Genomic DNA, 18,623 nt, shown 5'->3' with positions numbered 1-18,623 from the left:
TTGTCAAACAGGGGCGCAAACAAGGAATCAACTCGCGATGAATTGCGGATTGAGCAGGAATTCGTCGACGGGCTCTACACCCGCGTGGACGCCCTGCGCGGCGACACCGAGCACTCCGTCACGGACGCGCTCGCGCAGGGCAGTACGCCGATGCAGGCCCGGCTCGAACGGGACGTGCTCGTCGCCGAGCGGTCGGGACTGCTCGCCGCGCTGAACGCCGTCGACGGGTCGCTCTGCTTCGGGCGGATCGATCTCACCTCCGGTGTCACGCACCACATCGGCCGGATCGGACTGCGCGCCGACGACGCCGAGCGGACCCCGATGCTCATCGACTGGCGGGCCGAGGTCGCCCGGCCGTTCTATCTCGCCACCGGACACACCACGATGGGGCTGCGCCGGCGTCGGCACATCAGCACCGACGGGCGGAACGTCACCGGACTGCACGACGAGATCCTCGACCTCGGGGACGAGACGCGCACCGGCTACGAGGACCCCTCCGGCGACGCCGTACTGTTCGCCGCGCTCGACTCCGCCCGCACCGGCCGGATGAACGACATCGTGCAGACCATCCAGGCCGAGCAGGACGAGATCATCCGCGCCCCGCACCGGGGTGTGCTGGTGGTGGAGGGCGGGCCCGGTACCGGCAAGACCGCCGTCGCACTCCACCGGGCCGCCTACCTCCTCTACGAACACCGTGAACTCCTCGCCAAGCGGGCCGTGTTGATCGTCGGCCCCAACCCCGCCTTCCTCGGCTACATCGGCGAGGTGCTGCCCTCGCTCGGTGAGACCGGTGTCCTGCTGGCGACCGTCGGCGAGCTGTTCCCGGGCGTGAAGGCCACCGCCGCCGACACGGCCGAAGCCGCTGTGGTCAAGGGGCGGGCCCGGATGGCCGACGTGCTGGCAGCCGTCGTACGGGACCGGCAGGGGCTGCCCGACCCCGTCATCGCCATCGAGCACGACCGGGACATCCTCATGCTCGACGCCGGACTGGTGAGCGTGGCGCGGGAGCGCACCCGCGAGGCGAAACTGCCGCACAACGTCGCGCGCGAGCATTTCGAGGGGCACATCCTCAACACGCTGACCGAGATGCTCGCGGAGCGGATCGGCACCGACCCCTACGACGGCAGCAATCTCCTCGACCCGAGCGACATCACCCAGATCCGCGACGACCTCGCCGAGAACCGTGAGGTCTGGGCCGCCATCGACCGGTTGTGGCCCCGCGTCACACCGCGGCGACTGGTCGCGGACTTCCTCGCCGCACCGGACGGGTACGTGTCGGAGGCCGACGCGGATGCCATTCGGCGGCCCGTGACCCGGGCCTGGACGACGGCCGACGTAGCGCTGCTCGACGAGGCGGCGGAACTGCTCGGCGAGGACGACCGGCCGGCCCGGGCACGGGCGGAGCGCGAGCGCAGCAGCCAGGTCGCCTACGCGCAGGGCGTGCTGGACGTCTCGTACGCCTCCCGCACGTACGAGTTCGAGGACCTGGACGCGGAGGACTCCGAGATCCTGTCCGCGCACGACATCATCGACGCGGAGCGGTTCGCCGAGCGGCACGAGGAGGACGACCTGCGCAGCGCCGCCGAACGGGCGGCCGCCGACCGGACCTGGGCGTTCGGGCACATCATCGTCGACGAGGCGCAGGAGCTGTCGCCGATGGCGTGGCGCCTCCTCATGCGCCGCAGCCCGACCCGGTCGATGACCCTGGTCGGCGATCCCGCGCAGACCGCCGAGCCGGGCGGTGTCGGATCCTGGGAGGACATCCTCGCGCCGTACGTCCAGGACCGCTGGGAGCATGCCCGACTGGGCGTCAACTACCGGACTCCGGCCGAGATCATGGACCTCGCGGCGGCCGTGGTACGGGCGGAACGGCCGGACTTCGAGCCGCCCGCGTCCGTACGGTCCACCGGGGTACGGCCGTGGGTGCGGGCGGTCCACACCGATCTGGCGGCGGCTGCCGAGAAGGCCGTCGGTGAACTGGCGCCCGTCGAGGGGCGGCTCGCGGTGATCGCGCCGCGCGAGCTGCACGGCGAGCTGGCCGCGCGGCTGGACGGTGTGGAGGCGGGGGCGGAGCCCGACCTGACGAGGGATGTCGTACTCCTCGATCCACGGCAGGCCAAGGGGCTGGAATTCGACTCCGTGCTGGTGGTCGAACCGGGTGCCTTCGGCACGAGCGACCTGTACGTGGCGCTGACCCGCGCCACCCAGCGCGTCGGCGTGCTGTACCAGGGGGAGTTGCCGGGGGCGCTGGCTGATGCCGGGGCCTGAGGGGACACGTGACGCCTGCACCAGGAGTCACCAAGGCGTAACAGTTCGCGCCATGGTCACTGCACGTGTGCGGCTGGTGCGGTATGCGTGTGCGTATGGAAGCCCATCCGTTCGCGACCGCGCCGGCCGACAGCCCCGCGCTTGAGTCGTTGCCTGTGGAACCGCTGTTGACGTCGGAGTTCGACGCCGACCCGGGCGGGGTCTACGCGCGACTTCGGCGCACCTACGGACCCGTGGCGCCGGTGGGGCTGATGGGCGTACCGGTGTGGCTGGTTCTCGACTACCGCGAGGTGCTGGAGGTACTGCGGAACGAGAGTGTCTGGCGGCGGGACGTGCGGTACTGGCGGGCCAGGGCGCAGGGTCGGCTGCCACCGGACTGGCCGCTGCTCGCGGGCTACGAGGTGCGGCAGACGATGTTCATGGACGACGAGGAGCACCTCGCCGCCCGGCACACGCACCATGCGGCGCTGCGGCCGTTCCAGGACGGACAGACCCCGCAGGGCTGGGAGTTGCGGGCGACGGTCGCGCGGTACGCCGACGAGCTGATCGGGATGCTGGCGGCCGAGTCGGGCACGGCGGGGTTCGCCGACCTCGGGGCGCAGTACACGCGGCCGTTGCTGCTGATGGTCACCACGAAGCTGTTCGGGTGCCCTGTCGAGCTCGGGGACGAGCTGGTCATGGACCTGTGGCGGATGCTGGACGCCGGGCCGGACGCGGGACCGGCGACGGGGCGGGCGCTGGCCGCGATGACGCGGCTGGCCGCGCACCGGCGGGCGCGGCCCGGGGACGACCTGACCTCCTACATGCTGCTGGCCGACCCGGAGCTGTCGGACGAGCAGTTGGGGCGCGAGCTGTTCATGAACGCGGTGTACCTGAACGACATCACCGGGAACATGGTGCTGAACACGCTGCTGGAGGTGTTGCGCGGAAACGCGACAGTGCGGCGCAGTCTGTCGGCCGGGCAGCTCGGGGAGACCGTGAACAGGGCGGCGCTGGTGAATCCGCCGGTCGCCAACATGTGCTTCCGGTTCGCGGCGCGGGACGTGGCGCTGGGGAACTTCTGGATCCGGGGCGGGGACATCGTCTCGCCGTCGGCCGCGGCGGCGCACGGGGACCTGATGGCGATCGGGGCGTCTCACCTGGTCGGGGCGACGGTGAGCACGCGGGCGCATCTGGGGTGGGGGGCCGGGCCGCATCAGTGTCCCAGCGCGGCACGGGAGTTGGGCGGGATGATCGTGAGTACGGCGGTGGGGCGGATCTTCGAGCACCTGACGAAGGCCGAACTGACCCTGCCGGCGGATCAGTTGCCGTGGCGGTCGGGGCCGGTGGTGCGAGGGCTGCGGTTGTTGCCGGTGAGATATGAGTTGAGCGGTGAGGTGGGGCGGGGGGTTGCCGGTGGTGGGGTTCGGGGGGAGACGGCTGTGGTGGGGGAGGCGGTGGTGTCCGGCGGGGACGGTCAGGTCAGGGGGCTGCTGGGGGCGTTGCGGAGGTTGATGTTCGGGGGGCGGTGAGGCGGGGGGTGCGGTGGGTTCGTTCCGCCCCCGCCCCCGCCGCCCCTACCCGTCCCGTCCTGTCCCGTTCCTGGGGGCCGCGCCCCCGGACTCCCCTTCGCGCTGAACGCGCTCGTCCTCAGACGCCGGACGGGCTGAAGGGTGCCGACCGGGGCGGGAAGGTGCCGCGTGCTACGCCGGGCGCAGCCAGATCGTCGCCAGTGGGGGGAGGGTCACGCGGATGCTGGCCGGGCGGCCGTGCCAGGGCTGGGGGTCCGGTTTCAGGGGGTCCGGGTTGTGGATGTCGGCGCCGCCGTAGCGGGACGCGTCCGTGTTCAGGGTCTCGTGCCAGGCCGGGACCGTGTCCGGGACGCCGATGAGGTAGTCGCTGCGGACGACCGGGGAGAAGTTGCTGATCGACACGAGAGGGGTGCCCTCCGCGTCGTAGCGGACGAAGGCGAAGACGTTGTCCTCCGCCGCGTCCCCGACCAGCCATTCGAAGCCCGAGGGGTGGGTGTCCTTCTGCCAGAGGGCCGGCGTGTCCCGGTACACGGTGTTCAGGTCGCGGACCAGGTCCCGTACGCCCCTGTGGTCCGCCTCCGCACCGTACGCGGGGTCCAGCAGCCACCAGTCGGGACCATGGGCCTCCGACCACTCCGCGCCCTGCGCGAACTCCTGGCCCATGAACAGCAGTTGCTTGCCGGGGTGCGACCACATGAAGGCCAGGTACGCCCGCTCGGTGGCCCGTTGCTGCCACCAGTCGCCGGGCATCTTCGACACCAGCGAGCCCTTGCCGTGGACGACCTCGTCGTGGGAGATGGGCAGGACGTAGTTCTCGCTGTACGCGTACACCATGGAGAAGGTCATCTCGTGGTGGTGGTGCTTGCGGTGGACCGGGTCGTGCTGGACGTAGCCGAGCGAGTCGTGCATCCAGCCCATGTTCCACTTCAGTCCGAAGCCCAGGCCGCCGAACCCGCCGGGCCCCGTGTGGTGCGTGGCCCGGGTGACGCCGTCCCACGCCGTCGACTCCTCGGCGATCGTCACGACCCCGGGGACCCGCCGGTACACCGTGGCGTTCATCTCCTGGAGGAAGGTGACCGCGTCCAGGTTCTCCCGGCCGCCGTGCTCGTTCGGCGTCCACTGGCCCGGCTCACGCGAGTAGTCGAGGTAGAGCATCGAGGCGACCGCGTCCACCCGCAGGCCGTCTATGTGGAACTCCTCGCACCAGTAAACGGCGTTCGCCACAAGGAAGTTGCGGACCTCACGCCTGCCGAAGTCGAACTCCAGGGTGCCCCAGTCGGGGTGTGCGGCCCGCAGCGGATCCGAGTGCTCGTAGAGCGGGCGGCCGTCGAACTCGGCCAACGCCCAGTCGTCGCGCGGGAAGTGGGCCGGGACCCAGTCCATCAGGACGCCGATGCCGGCGCGGTGGAGGGCGTCCACCAGGTACTTGAAGTCGTCCGGAGTGCCCAGCCGGGCCGTGGGCGCGTAGAAACCGGTGACCTGGTAGCCCCACGAGCCGCCGAAGGGGTGCTCCGCCACCGGCATCAACTCCACGTGCGTGAAGCCCAGGTCCCGTACATAGGCGGGGAGCTGGTCGGCGAGCTGACGGTACGTCAGGCCCGGTCGCCAGGACGCCAGATGGATCTCGTAGATCGACATCGGGGCCTCGTGCGCCGGGGCCTTCGCCCGCCGGTCCAGCCACTCCCCGTCCTCCCACTCGTGGCGCGAACTGTGCACGATGGACGACGTGTTGGGCGGAACCTCGGTCCGGCGGGCCATCGGGTCCGCGCGCTGTGTCTTCGAGCCGTCCGGGCGCGTGATCTCGAACTTGTACAGCTCACCCTCGCCGATGCCCGGCACGAACAGCTCCCACACCCCGGTGCCGCCCAGCGACCGCATCGGATACGCCGTGCCGTCCCAGAAGTTGAAGCCCCCGGTCACCCGTACCCCGAGCGCGTTCGGCGCCCAGACGGCGAAGCGGGTGCCGGTGACGCCCTGGTGGGTCATCGGCTCGGCGCCCAGCGCCTTCCACAGCTCCTCGTGCCGGCCCTCGCCGATGAGATGCAGGTCCAGGTCGCCCAGCGCGGGCAGCAGCCGGTACGCGTCCTCGGTCTCCTGCACCTGGTCCCCGTACGCGATGACCAGCCGGTATTCCGGGACGCCCCGCAGCGGCAGCGCACCCGAGAAGAAGCCGTCGCCGTCGTCGTGCAGCTCGGCCCGCAGATCGCCGGCCACGACGGTCACCGACAGGGCGTACGGCCGCAGCACCCGGAAAGCGACCCCGCCCGGCAGCGGATGCGCGCCCAGGACGGAGTGCGGGTCGTGGTGCGTGCCGGCCAGCAGCCGCCCGCGGTCGGAGGCGTCCAGCACGGGGGAGGGGAGGAGAACGGTCTCCTTCGGAGCGGCCTCGACCGGTTCCGGGACCGGCTTCTCCACCACCGCTTTCGGCACGGCCACGGCCACGGATACCGGCTCCGGCACCGGCTCTGTCACCGGTTTCGTCACCGCCTCCGTCTCCGTCTCCGGTGTCGTCTCCCGTGTCGTTTCTGGGTTCGTTTCCGGTGCCGTCTCTGACGTCGTCTCCGGCTTGGGCTTCGACTCCTTCTCCGGCCCGTTCCCCAGCCCTGTCTCCAACGTCTTCTCCAACTCCTTCGCCGCCGCCTTCGCCGCCTGCTTCGCCGCCTTTTTCCCAGGGTCCTTCTTCGCGGACGTCTTCTTCTTCGGGTTCTTCGAGCCGCTGGACGGGGAGTGCGGGGTCACGGGCGGGGGCCTTTCGGAGGTGAGTCAGGGTGGGGGAGGTGCCGCGGGCGGGTTGCCGCGGGAGGTCAGCCGGGTGCGGCCAGGCGCTGTACCGCCGACATCGGTACCGGAAGCCAGTCCGGGCGGTGCCGTGCCTCGTACACCACCTCGTACACCGCCTTGTCCGTCTCGTACGCCCGCAGCAGGACGGGATCGGTACGCGGGTCCCGGCCGGCGACCTCCGCGTATCCGGCGCAGTACGCCGCCCTGCACACCGCCGCCCAGCCGGGCGGCCGGGGGTGGAGCGAGTGGGCCGCGTAGTCGAAGGAGCGGAGCATGCCCGCGATGTCCCGGGCCGGAGGCTGCGGCAGCCGCCGTTCCGCGAGTGGCTTGGACGGCTCGCCCTCGAAGTCGATCAGCGACCACTCCCCGGACGGCGAACGCAGGCACTGCCCGAGGTGCAGATCCCCGTGGATGCGCTGGGCCGTCCAGGTCTGGCCCTCGGCCGCGAGATCGGACAGCGCCTCGTACGCCGAGCGCAGGCCGGGCGCGTACGGGTGGAGGGCAGGTACGGCCTGGACCGCCGCGTCCAGGCGGTCGGTCATGCCGTCGATCAGCGGGCGCAGCTGCGCGTGGCCCAGGGTCACGGTGGGCAGGGCACGGGCGAGCGCCAGGTGCACCTCGGCGGTCGCCCGCCCGAGCGCCCGGGCCTCCGCGCTGAAGTCCTCGCCCTTGGCCAGCTCGCGCAACGCCAGCTCCCAGCCGTCGGTGGCACCCCGTACGAAGGGCTGGAGGACACCGAGTACGTAGCTGTCCTCGGCGTTCGGCTTCGCGTCGGGGTCGGTCGTCCCGGCGGTGTCGGTGTGTATCCACGCCACCGGGGCCGGTACCCGGGGGCAGCCCTCGCGGGCCAGCGCCAGCGGGAGTTCCAGGTCCGGGTTGACGCCCGGCATGACCCGGCGGAGCAGCTTCAGAATGAACGTATCGCCATAGACGATCGACGAGTTGGACTGCTCCGCGGTCACCATCCGGGCCACCAGTCCCGCCGGTATCCCGCCCTCGCCCCCGCTGTCGTCACCGTCCCGGTCGAAGCGCAGCGCGCCGATCCGGGCCCGGGTCCGCATCGCCTCCAGGAGCACTGCGGCCGGCCGGGCGTCGTACAGGGCGTCGTACACCGTGCGTCCGGCCAGCGGGCCCTGGTCCACGTGCCCGATCAGCGCGGGCGCCAGCCGGGGCGGCAGCGCCTCGCGCGTGCCTATGAGGAGCTGGTAGCAGTCTCCGGGGCCCTGAAGCGCGGGCTGACGGGCGCGTACGAGGAGGTGGTACAGGCCGAGCTGGGTGGTGACCGGCAGCAGTTCGGTGGCCGCCACCAGGGAGAAGCCGGTGACCGGACGTCCTTTGCCCGCGAACCAGCGCTGTCTCGGCAGCCATTCGCGCAGCAGTGGTTCCAGGGACGTGAGGAGGCCGGGACTTGTCGTGGCGGAGCGGGTGATGGCTTCCGACATGGCGGCGCGTCCTTTCCCCAGGGGCGGGGTGTGACTGTTGCGTGCCCCGGGCGGGACGGGAGAAACCGGCCCGCCGGGGTTCCGCACATACGACCACGTACGTGCAGGTAAAACCAGGTTCTACCCGGCGTCCTTCGCGTCCTTCCGCAGTCGGAACCAGTAGAAGCCGTGGCCGGCCAGGGTGAGGAGGTAGGGGAGTTCGCCGATGGCGGGGAAGCGGACTCCGCCGATCAGCTCGACGGGGTGTGCGCCGCTGAACGCCCGTAGGTCGAGTTCGGTGGGCTGGGCGAAGCGGGAGAAGTTGTGGACGCACAGGACGAGGTCGTCCTTGTGTTCGCGCAGGAAGGCGATCACGGCGGGGTTGGAGGACGGAAGCTCGGTGTAGGAGCCGAGACCGAAGGCGGGGTTCTGCTTGCGGATCTCGATCATGCGCCGGGTCCAGTGCAGGAGCGAGGACGGGGACGACATGGACGCTTCGACGTTGGTGACCTGGTACCCGTAGACGGGGTCCATGATCGTGGGCAGGAAGAGGCGGCCGGGGTCGCTGGAGGAGAAGCCGGCGTTGCGGTCGGGGGTCCACTGCATGGGGGTGCGGACGGCGTCGCGGTCGCCGAGCCAGATGTTGTCGCCCATGCCGATCTCGTCGCCGTAGTAGAGGATCGGCGAGCCCGGGAGGGACAGCAGCAGGGCGGTGAACAGCTCGATCTGGTTGCGGTCGTTGTCCAGGAGCGGGGCCAGGCGGCGGCGGATGCCGATGTTGGCGCGCATACGCGGGTCTTTCGCGTATTCGGCCCACATGTAGTCGCGTTCCTCGTCGGTGACCATTTCCAGGGTCAGCTCGTCGTGGTTGCGCAGGAAGATGCCCCACTGGCAGTTCGAGGGGATCGCGGGGGTCTTGGCGAGGATCTCCGAGACCGGGTAGCGCGATTCGCGGCGGACGGCCATGAAGATGCGGGGCATGACGGGGAAGTGGAACGCCATGTGGCATTCGTCGCCGCCGCTGCCGTAGTCGCCGAAGTAGTCGACGACGTCCTCGGGCCACTGGTTCGCCTCCGCCAGCAGCACCGTGTCCGGGTAGTGGGCGTCGATCTCCTTGCGCACGTGCTTGAGGAAGTCGTGCGTGGCCGGGAGGTTCTCGCAGTTGGTGCCCTCGGCCTGGTAGAGGTACGGGACCGCGTCGAGCCGGAAGCCGTCGATGCCCAGGTCCAGCCAGAACCGCAGCGCGGAGATGATCTCCTCCTGCACGGCCGGGTTCTCGTAGTTGAGGTCCGGCTGGTGGGAGAAGAAGCGGTGCCAGTAGTACTCCTTGCGGACCGGGTCGAAGGTCCAGTTGGAGGCCTCCGTGTCGACGAAGATGATGCGGGCGTCCTGGTACTGGTCGTCCTTCTTCGCCCACACGTAGTAGTCGCCGTAGGGGCCTTCGGGGTCGTTCCTCGACTCCTGGAACCACGGGTGCTGGTCGCTGGTGTGGTTCATGACGAAGTCGATGATGACGCGCATGCCCCGCTGGTGGGCGGCGTCGACGAACTCGACGAAGTCGGCCAGGTCCCCGAACTCGGGGAGGACGGCGGTGTAGTCGGAGACGTCGTAGCCGCCGTCACGCAGGGGTGACTTGAAGAAGGGGGGCAGCCAGAGGCAGTCGATGCCGAGCCACTGGAGGTAGTCCAGTTTGGCGGTGAGGCCCTTGAGGTCGCCGATTCCGTCGCCGTTGCTGTCCTGGAAGGAACGGACGAGGACCTCGTAGAAGACGGCGCGTTTGAACCACTCGGGGTCCCGGTCCTTGGCGGGAGTGTCCTCGAAGGTGTCCGGGACAGGCTCGTTGACGATCATGTTGTGGGTGACCCTCCGATCTGCGGGGTGGACGGTCGCAGGACGGTCAGGATGTGCGCGGGGCGCGTACCCGGTTCCAGGCGCACGTAGTTCGTCCTGCCCCATTGGTAGGTCTCACCGGTGAGCTCGTCGCGCACCGGCAAGGACTCGTGCCAGTCCAGGCCGAGTTGCGGCATGTCCAACGAGACCGTCGCCTCCTGGGTGTGGTGCGGATCGAGGTTCACGACCACCAGAACCGTGTTCGATCCCCGGCGTTTCGAGTAGACGATCACCGCCTCCTGGTCCGCCTCGTGGAAGTGGAGGTCGCGCAGTTGCCGCAGGGCCGGGCTGCGCCGCCGGATCGCGTTGAGCGTGCCGATCAATGGCGCGATGCTACGTCCGTCACGTTCCGCCGACTCCCAATCACGGGTACGCAGTTGGTATTTCTCGGAGTCCAGGTATTCTTCGCTGCCCTCGCGCAGGGGGGCGTTCTCGCACAGTTCGTAGCCGCTGTAGACGCCCCAGGTGGGCGAGAGCGTCGCGGCCAGCACGGCACGCGCCTCGAACGCCGGACGGCCGCCCTGCTGAAGATACGCGTGCAGGATGTCGGGGGTGTTGACGAAGAAATTCGGCCGCATGTACGCCGCCGCCTCACCCGACAGTTCGGTCAGGTACTCGGTGAGCTCCGCCTTGCTCGTACGCCAGGTGAAGTAGGTGTACGACTGCTGGAAGCCGACCTGGGCCAGCGTGTGCATCATCGCCGGCCGGGTGAACGCCTCCGCCAGGAAGATCACGTCCGGGTCGGTGCCGTTGATCTCCGCGATCGCCTGCTCCCAGAAGACCACCGGCTTGGTGTGCGGGTTGTCGACCCGGAAGATCCGCACCCCGTGCGCCATCCAGTGCCGCAGCACCCGCACCGTCTCCGCGACCAGACCCGGCAGGTCGGCGTCGAAGGCGATGGGATAGATGTCCTGGTACTTCTTCGGCGGGTTCTCCGCGTACGCGATCGTCCCGTCGGGCCGGTGATGGAACCACTGCGGATACTTCTGCACCCACGGATGGTCCGGCGAGCACTGCAACGCGAAGTCCAGCGCCACCTCCAGCCCGTGCCGGGCCGCCTCAGCGACGAAGAAGTCGAAGTCCTCCAGCGTCCCCAGATCCGGGTGCACGGCGTCGTGTCCGCCCGCCTCGGAACCGATCGCCCACGGCACCCCCACATCCTGCGCGGACGCCGACAGCGTGTTGTTGGGACCCTTGCGGAAGGTGTGCCCGATCGGATGGATCGGGGGCAGGTAGAGGACGTCGAAACCCATCCCGGCGATCGCCGGCAACCGCCGTGCCGCCGTCCGGAACGTCCCGTGCGGCTGCTCCGGTGTCCCCTCCGAACGAGGGAAGAACTCGTACCACGCCCCGTACAGCGCCCGCTCCCGCTCCACCACCAGCGCCAGCGGCTCACTCGACGTGACCAGCTCACGCAGCGGATACCGGCGCAGCACCTTGTCCACCGCCGGGGTGAGGGCAGCCGACAGACGGGCCGGCGCCGGGCGTCCGACGTCCCGGAGGGCCTCGGCGGCGGCCAGGAGCACGTCCCGTTTGCCCTTGTTCTTCGGTACGCCGGCCGCGGCACGCTCGTAGAGCTGCGCGCCTTCCTCCAGTACCAGTTCCGTGTCGATCCCGGCCGGGATCTTGATGCCGGCGTGATGCCGCCAGGTAGTGATCGGGTCGCCCCACGCCTCCACGGTGTACGTCCAGTCACCGGGCGCGTCGGCCTCGACGGTGGCGCCCCAGCGGTCGGTGCCCGGAGCCAGCTCACGCATCGGCGTCCAGCGGCCGGGGCGGCCCTTCGGGTCGCGGAGCACGACGTTGGCGGCGACCGCGTCATGGCCCTCGCGGAAGACCGTCGCGGTGACCTGGAAGGTCTCGCCGACCACCGCCTTCGCCGGCCGGCGCCCGCCCGTGACGAGGGGCCGGACATCCAGGACGGGGATACGGCCGACCGCGGTGCCTGTGGCGGTGGGGCGGGGCGGACCGCCCTGGGGGGCCGGGGCGGTGGCCGTGGCCCGGGCCGGTTTGTCCGTGGCGAAGGGTGTGCCCGGGGTCGGCCGGTCCTTGGCGGAGCGTGTGCCGGGGGTCGGCGGACCCGGGTCGGAGGGTTGCTCCGGGGTCGGGGGCCGGGCGGCGGAGGCGGAGGCCTCCGGGGCGGTGGACCGGGCGGCGCGCGGGGTCTCCGGGGCCGGAGAGGGTGTCTCCGGGGTGACCGGTGGGACGGCGGTGTCCGTCGGGCGTATCGGGGGAGTGCCGGAGGTGGGTGTCGGGGGTGGTGACGAGTGGTGCGTGGCGGGCATTACCGCTCCTGTCCGCGTCAACGTGGGTGGGCGGATGGATGTGGGGAGGGTGTCCTGCGTGGTGTACCCCAGTCGTGTACCGGGGGAGCCTTCCCACCCTATTCGGGTAGGCAATCCGGCACTTTGCCAACTACTCGCGCGTATGTCCGTACCCAGGATCAGCCAGGTCGGCGAACGACGTCGGCCCCGTCCGGTGGACGGGGCCGACAACGGCACAGTGCTTCTAGGAGAGCGGTGTTCGCAGGAGTTTGTTCGGTGAACCGGCCTTCTTGTCGGAGACTTTCCCGGACGTCGCCAGAGCCGTCAGTGCCTTGGAAACCTGCGCCGGACTGGATTTCGGTCGTTCCGCCAAGTAGAGGGCCGCCGCGCCCGCCACGTGCGGCGCCGCCATCGATGTGCCCGAATAGGTCACCCGGCCGGTGTCGCTGGCATACGACGCCGAGGTGATCGAGACACCCGGGGCGAACAGGTCGAGCGCCGAACCCCAGTTCGAGAAGGCGGCCCGGGCGTCCGTCGGCCCGGTCGCGCCGACCGTGATCGCCGACTTGACGCCGGCCGGAGAGTACGCGTCCGCCGGCTCGTCGGCGTTCCCGGCGGCGACCGTGTAGGTCACCCCGGACGCGATCGAGTTCCGTACGGCCGTGTCCAGCTGGGTGTTGCGGTAGCCGCCGAGGCTCACATTGGCGACGGCGGGCTTCCTCGCGTGCTTCGTCACCCAGTCGATACCCGCGATGACCTGCGCCGTCGTGCCGCCGCCCGCGTCGTCGAGGACGCGTACGGAGACGACCCTGGCCTTCTTCGCCACACCGAGGGCCGTGCCGGCGATCGTCGCCGCGACATGCGTGCCGTGGCCGTTTCCGTCGCCGGCCCATCTGTCGTCGTCGACGAAGTCCCAGCCGTAGCTCGCCCGGCCGCCGAAGTCCTTGTGCGAGATACGGATGCCGGTGTCGATCACGTACACCGTGACGCCCGAGCCCGCCGACCGCGGCCAGGTGTAGCCGCCGTCGAGCGGCAGGTCGGCCTGGTCGATCCGGTCCAGCCCCCAGGACGGCGGGATCTGCCGGCCGCGTGAGGAGGCACCGTCGGAGGTGATCCGGCTGTCCTGGGCGACCGAGGCGACGCGGGAGTCCGCCGCGAGGCGCCTGGCCTGTTTCTCGTTGGCCCGAATGGCGTAGCCGTTCAGGACGGTGCTGTAGGTGTGGCTTATTTTCGCTCCGTACTTCGCGGCGAGACTCCTGCCGTCCGCCGACGAAGCGGTCGTACCTCCCTTGAGTGTCACCAGGTAACTTCCGTCGACGGTGCCGGGTTCACCGGCGCCGGCTATGCGCCCCTCCGGGGCGGCCTGCGCTGGTGCGGTGGCCGAAAGCACCGAAAGCGCCGAAAGCACGGTCACCGTGGTCAGGCCCGCAGTCCAGCGCAGACGTCTGGTACGCGTCCGTTTCATGCCTGGAGTTCCCCCTCCTCGGCCGCCGACACCGGGCGGCCTTCTGGGCAGCCTCTCGTGCGGGGAGAAGTGTCACAAGGTGGCCTACGGGGGTGGAATCGGCCATATCGGCAGTCGGCCCTGACGGGGGGCCCGCCGGACGCGCCATGGTTCCCGCGCTCCCTCACCGATACCGTCAAGGGGATGATGACGGGACGCACACGGCCGTGCGTCCCGGTACGTACAGGTTTGACATCACGCACGACCACCGAGGTGGCATGTGAAGGCGATCCGTCGGTTCACCGTCCGTCCCGTTCTCCCCGAGCCCCTCCGGCCGCTCAGCGATCTGGCCCGCAACCTGCGCTGGTCCTGGCATGCGGAGACACGCGAGCTCTTCCAGTCCGTCGACCCCGAGCGCTGGACCGACTCGGAGTGCGACCCCGTACGGCTCCTCGGCAGCCTCTCGCCCGAGCGGCTCACCGAGCTCGCCGAGGACCACCGCTTCCTGCGCCGCCTCACCGAGGCCGCCGACGACCTCCACGACTACGTGACCGGCAGCCGCTGGTACCAGGCGCAGACCCAGAATCAGGGCCAGGGGCAGGGCCATGGGGGTGAACTGCCCGCAGCCGTCGCCTACTTCTCACCCGAGTTCGGGATCACGGCCGCCCTGCCGCAGTACTCCGGCGGCCTCGGCATCCTCGCCGGGGACCATCTGAAATCGGCCAGCGACCTCGGCGTACCGCTGATCGGCGTCGGACTCCTCTACCGGCACGGCTACTTCCGCCAGTCGCTCTCCCGGGACGGCTGGCAGCAGGAGCAGTATCCGGTCCTCGACCCCAACGAACTCCCCGTCGCCCTCCTCAAGGAACCCGACGGCTCCCCGGCCCAGGTCGCCCTGGCCCTGCCCGGCGGCCGGCAGTTGCGGGCCCGGATCTGGCTGGCCCAGGTGGGCCGCGTGCCTCTTCTCCTCCTCGACTCGGACGTGGAGGAGAACGACCTCGGCGAGCGGGGCGTCACCGACCGGCTCTACGGGGGCGGCAGCGAGCACCGGCTGCTCCAGGAGATGCTGCTCGGGATAGGAGGAGTGCGCGCGGTCCGGACGTACTGCCGTCTCACCGGCCACCCCGCCCCCGAGGTGTTCCACACCAACGAGGGCCACGCGGGCTTCCTCGGCCTGGAGCGGATCGCCGAACTCTGCGACGAGGGGCTGGACTTCGACGCGGGTCTGGAGACGGTCCGCGCGGGGACGGTCTTCACCACGCACACACCCGTCCCCGCAGGCATCGACCGCTTCGACCGCGAACTGGTCGCCCGCCACTTCGGCTCCGACGCCGAACTCCCGCGCATCGACGTGGAACGTGTACTGGGTTTGGGCATGGAGACCTACCCCGGTGGCGAGCCGAACCTCTTCAACATGGCGGTGATGGGCCTGCGGCTGGGCCGCCAGGCGAACGGGGTGTCCCTCCTCCACGGCCAGGTGAGCCGGGAGATGTTCGCGGGGCTGTGGCCGGGCTTCGACCCTGCCGAAGTCCCGATCACCTCGGTCACCAACGGTGTGCACGCGCCCACCTGGGTCGCGCCGGAGGTGTTCCGGCTCGGTGCCCGCCAGATCGGCGCGGAGCGCACCGAGGAAGCGCTGACGGTCGGCGGCTCGGACCGGTGGGACGCGGTCGCGGACATCGCCGACCAGGACATCTGGGAGCTACGACGTTCCCTGCGTGAGCAGCTGGTCGTGGAGGTACGGGAGCGACTGCGGGCCTCCTGGCGTCAACGCGGCGCGGGCAGCGCGGAGTTGGGCTGGATCGACGGGGTGCTCGACCCGGACGTCCTGACCATCGGATTCGCCCGCCGTGTCCCCTCGTACAAACGCCTGACCCTGATGCTGCGCGACCGCGACCGGCTGCTGGATCTGCTCCTGCACCCCGAGCGGCCGATCCAGATCGTGATCGCGGGCAAGGCGCACCCGGCGGACGACGGCGGCAAGCGGCTGATCCAGGAGCTGGTGCGCTTCGCGGACGACCCGCGCGTCCGCCACCGCATCGTGTTCCTCCCGGACTACGGCATGGCGATGGCGCAGAAGCTCTACCCGGGCTGCGACATCTGGCTCAACAACCCCCTGCGCCCCCTGGAGGCGTGCGGCACGAGCGGGATGAAGGCGGCGCTGAACGGCTGCCTCAACCTCTCGGTCCTGGACGGCTGGTGGGACGAGTGGTTCCGGCCCGAATTCGGCTGGGCCATCCCGACGGCGGACGGCGTCGCGGGCACCGACCCCGACCACCGGGACGACGTCGAGGCCGCCGCCCTGTACGACCTGCTGGAGCAGCGCGTCACCCCGCGCTTCTACGAGCACGGCGAGACGGGTCTGCCCGACCGCTGGATCGAGATGGTCCGCGAGACCCTGACCCACCTGGGCCCGAAGGTCCTGGCCGGCCGTATGGTCCGCGAGTACGTGGAGCGCCTGTACGCTCCCGCGGCCCGCGCCCACCGCACCATGACCCCGGACACGGCAAGGGAGTTGGCGGCCTGGAAGTCCCGGGTCCGCTCCGCCTGGCACACGGTGACGGTCGACCACGTCGAGACCTCGGCGGCGACCGCCCCCGCGTTGACGGCGGAACTGGGGAGCACGCTCTCGCTCCGGGTGCGGGTGGCACTCGGTGAACTGTCCCCGGACGACGTCGAGGTCCAGGCGGTCTCGGGGCGGGTCGACTCGCAGGACAGCATCACCGACGCGACGACGGTGCCGCTGAAGGCGGTCGGCGGCCCGGACCCGGAAGGGTGCTGGACGTACGAGGGGCCCTTGTCGCTGCATCGGACGGGGCCCTACGGGTACACGGTGCGGATCCTGCCGGCGCACCGGCTGCTGGCGTCCAGCGCGGAGATGGGGCTGGTGGCGGTGCCCTCGGAGGAACTGGGGGAGGGGGCCGGTGTTCTGATGCGGTGACCGCCGGACCTGGTCGGCTGGTCCTGACGGGATGACGGTGCGTCAGGACCAGCTCCACGCCTGGTTGCTGTTGCCCGCGCAGCTCCATCCCTGCACCGCCCGGCCCTCCTGGCCCGAGGTGGCGGCCTCCGCGTCCAGGCAGTAGCCGTTCGGGATGCTGACGAGTGTCTGCCCGTCGTTCTCACCGGCGTCGCCGAGCCGCCAGTGCTGGGCGCTCAGGCCGTCGCAGACCCTGGCGCCGATCTTCTGGCCGTTCGCGGAGCTGGTGCCCGCGTCGGCGTCCAGGCAGCGGTGGGTGCCCTGGTCGACGACGAGGTATGTGGCGGCCGGACCTGGCACGCGGTACAGGGCCCACTTCTGGGTGGACGTGCCCTTGCAGGTCCACACCCCGACGGTCGGGCTGTCGCGGGCATCGAGGCATCTGGCGACCAGGGCGCCGTTGTTCTCGACAACCGTCAGGGAACCGGTGCGGACCGGGCCGCGAGCCGTGGCGTACAGGGCTTCCTTGGTCTGGGCGCCGACCCTGCCGTCCACGGTGGTCCCGGCCTCCGTCTGGAAGGCCTTCACCGCCGCGAGGGTCTCCGGCCCGAACCGGCCGTCCACCGTGACGTACAGACCGTGGCCGCCGAGGAGGAGTTGCAGTGCCTCGACGCAGTCGCCTGCGGAGCCCGACCCGAGCTCGGCGGCGCACGCGGCGGACCGGAGGTCCAGCGTCGCGGGGTTCTGGACGGTCGTCGGGCTCGAATCCTGCCGCGGTGTTGGGTCGACCGGCTTCGAGGGGGTCGGCACAACCGCGTTGCGAGGGGTGGCGGACGCGGTTCCCGTCGCGGGCGGGGACGTCTCCGGCGACGCGGCAGCCGACGTACCGGCACCGGTGTCGGGAGCGGCGGCGGCCGGTGTCCGGTCGTCGTCCTGTTCCAGGAGTGCCAGGGCGACGCCTCCGGCGGCCAGGAGGACTGCCGCGGCGACGGCGACTGCCGTCATCCTCCTGCGATTTCCGCTCCCTGCCGGTGTGGCGGGTGCGGCGGGCAGGGCGGGTTCGGCGGCCCGGGGCGGCGCTTCGGGAAGGACTTTCGGCCCGGGCCTGCTCGTGGGCGACTGCGACGGTGTCGCCGACATCTGGTGCCCGATGGCCGTCCTGAACACCGTCTCCGGCAGCGGGCGCCGTTCCGGATCCTTGTCCAGGCAGGTGCGGATGAACGCGGCCAGTTCCGCGTCGACGGTCTCCACCTGGTCGAGGATCTCCTCGCGGGGTGGCTCGAAGGCCACTCCGAAGAGAACGTCGACGCCCGTTCCCTCACCGAACGGCGCGTGCCCCGTGACGGCGTACGTCAGCGTCGAGGCCAGCGAGAAGACGTCGGAGGCGGCGGTCACCTCGCGGCCCCTCGCCTGTTCCGGGGACATGTAGGCGGGCGTTCCGACGTTCTGGCCCGTGGCGGTGATCGCCGTGCCGTCGGGGGCCTGGACGACGCCGAAGTCGATGACGCGGGCACCGTCGGCGCCCAGGATCACGTTGGACGGCTTGAGGTCGCGGTGGACGAGCCCCGCCTGCCAGATGGCCTCGATCGCGCGCCCCACGTCGGCCAGCAGCCGCCAGGCCGCCGCCGGGGCGATCGGCCCGCGCGCGTTGACGACGTCGGCGAGGGTGGGCCCCGGTATGTACTCGGTGGCGACCCAGACCAGGTCCTCCTCGCAGCCGCTGCCCAGCAGCCGCACGATGTGCGCGCCCCGGACGCTGTCCAGCGCGCCGACCTCGCGCTCGAAACGCTTTCGGAAGAGGGGGTCCTCCGCGTACTCGGGCCGGATCACCTTCACGGCGGCCGGTCCCGTGCCGCCGGTGGTGTCCCGGCCCAGATAAACGCGGCCCATGCCGCCGGTGCCGAGCAGCGACTCCAGCCGGTACGGGCCGGCCTGCCTCGGATCGTTCCTGCGCAGCGGGACCACGGGGGGTGGTTCCATACCGGCTGCCGCATAGGCCAACTCTTCGGTGCGGCTGCGCTGTTGGGGTGGCATGAGGGCCCTGGTCTCTCGGGTGGCACGTGTGATCGAGAGATTAGCGCAGCACGCCTGTGCGAAACGGGGAGTTGGGCCGGTTCCGTGGCC

The 18,623-nt window shown here is 70.8% G+C and carries 9 protein-coding genes; 3 read left to right on the top strand and 6 right to left on the bottom strand.

Features of this window, described 5'->3' with window-relative positions; genetic code table 11:
* Positions 1-42 precede the first annotated feature (42 nt).
* Together OG595_RS11430 and OG595_RS11425 are read left to right on the top strand one after the other, a co-directional pair.
* Positions 43-2,268 carry a HelD family protein gene (locus OG595_RS11430; protein ID WP_329270716.1) on the top strand — a complete coding sequence of 742 codons (2,226 nt, stop codon included), beginning with the start codon at positions 43-45 and terminating at the stop codon, positions 2,266-2,268.
* 95 nt (positions 2,269-2,363) lie between these two features.
* On the top strand, positions 2,364-3,779 hold the full coding sequence (locus OG595_RS11425; RefSeq protein ID WP_329270713.1) for a cytochrome: 1,416 nt from the start codon (positions 2,364-2,366) through the stop codon (positions 3,777-3,779).
* Positions 3,780-3,950: 171 nt separating this feature from the next.
* On the opposite strand, the gene glgB is transcribed toward OG595_RS11425, so the two are convergent.
* The 5 genes from glgB to OG595_RS11400 form a co-directional block, all read right to left on the bottom strand.
* Positions 3,951-6,518 carry a 1,4-alpha-glucan branching enzyme gene (gene glgB, locus OG595_RS11420; RefSeq protein ID WP_329270711.1) on the bottom strand — a complete coding sequence of 856 codons (2,568 nt, stop codon included), beginning with the start codon at positions 6,516-6,518 and terminating at the stop codon, positions 3,951-3,953.
* Between the two features lie 65 nt (positions 6,519-6,583).
* Positions 6,584-8,002 (bottom strand): maltokinase N-terminal cap-like domain-containing protein, encoded by a 1,419-nt coding sequence (locus tag OG595_RS11415; protein ID WP_329270708.1) that lies wholly within the window; start codon positions 8,000-8,002, stop codon positions 6,584-6,586.
* Between the two features lie 120 nt (positions 8,003-8,122).
* Positions 8,123-9,832, bottom strand: coding sequence for a maltose alpha-D-glucosyltransferase (treS, locus tag OG595_RS11410; RefSeq protein ID WP_329270707.1), 1,710 nt, complete (start codon positions 9,830-9,832; stop codon positions 8,123-8,125).
* The gene (locus tag OG595_RS11405; RefSeq protein ID WP_329270705.1) at positions 9,829-12,156 is read right to left on the bottom strand and encodes an alpha-1,4-glucan--maltose-1-phosphate maltosyltransferase; all 2,328 of its coding nucleotides are present in this window, start codon (positions 12,154-12,156) and stop codon (positions 9,829-9,831) included. Before OG595_RS11405 ends, treS begins: the two co-directional genes overlap by 4 nt.
* Before the next feature lie 223 nt (positions 12,157-12,379).
* Positions 12,380-13,600: a S8 family peptidase gene (locus tag OG595_RS11400; RefSeq protein WP_329270702.1), complete on the bottom strand. Its 1,221-nt coding sequence runs from the start codon at positions 13,598-13,600 to the stop codon at positions 12,380-12,382.
* Between the two features lie 259 nt (positions 13,601-13,859).
* On the opposite strand from OG595_RS11400, the gene glgP reads away from it, so the two are divergent.
* Entirely contained in the window at positions 13,860-16,520 is a 2,661-nt protein-coding gene (gene glgP, locus OG595_RS11395; protein WP_329270701.1) for an alpha-glucan family phosphorylase, read from the top strand.
* 42 nt (positions 16,521-16,562) lie between these two features.
* Here glgP and OG595_RS11390 read toward each other — a convergent pair whose 3' ends face one another.
* The gene (locus OG595_RS11390; protein ID WP_329270699.1) at positions 16,563-18,479 is read right to left on the bottom strand and encodes a protein kinase domain-containing protein; all 1,917 of its coding nucleotides are present in this window, start codon (positions 18,477-18,479) and stop codon (positions 16,563-16,565) included.
* Positions 18,480-18,623: the final 144 nt, after the last annotated feature.

This window comes from Streptomyces sp. NBC_01451 (assembly GCF_036227485.1).
Classification (GTDB): Bacteria; Actinomycetota; Actinomycetes; order Streptomycetales; family Streptomycetaceae; genus Streptomyces.
This window is presented reverse-complemented; position numbering and strand designations above follow the sequence as displayed.

Excerpts from the sequence above, each read along its gene's own strand:
- OG595_RS11425 (WP_329270713.1), top strand. The coding sequence starts at position 2,364 with ATGGAAGCCCATCCGTTCGCGACCGCGCCGGCCGACAGCCCCGCGCTT.
- OG595_RS11390 (WP_329270699.1), bottom strand. The coding sequence starts at position 18,479 with ATGGAACCACCCCCCGTGGTCCCGCTGCGCAGGAACGATCCGAGGCAG.
- treS (WP_329270707.1), bottom strand. The coding sequence starts at position 9,832 with ATGATCGTCAACGAGCCTGTCCCGGACACCTTCGAGGACACTCCCGCC.
- OG595_RS11400 (WP_329270702.1), bottom strand. The coding sequence starts at position 13,600 with ATGAAACGGACGCGTACCAGACGTCTGCGCTGGACTGCGGGCCTGACC.
- OG595_RS11405 (WP_329270705.1), bottom strand. The coding sequence starts at position 12,156 with ATGCCCGCCACGCACCACTCGTCACCACCCCCGACACCCACCTCCGGC.
- OG595_RS11415 (WP_329270708.1), bottom strand. The coding sequence starts at position 8,002 with ATGTCGGAAGCCATCACCCGCTCCGCCACGACAAGTCCCGGCCTCCTC.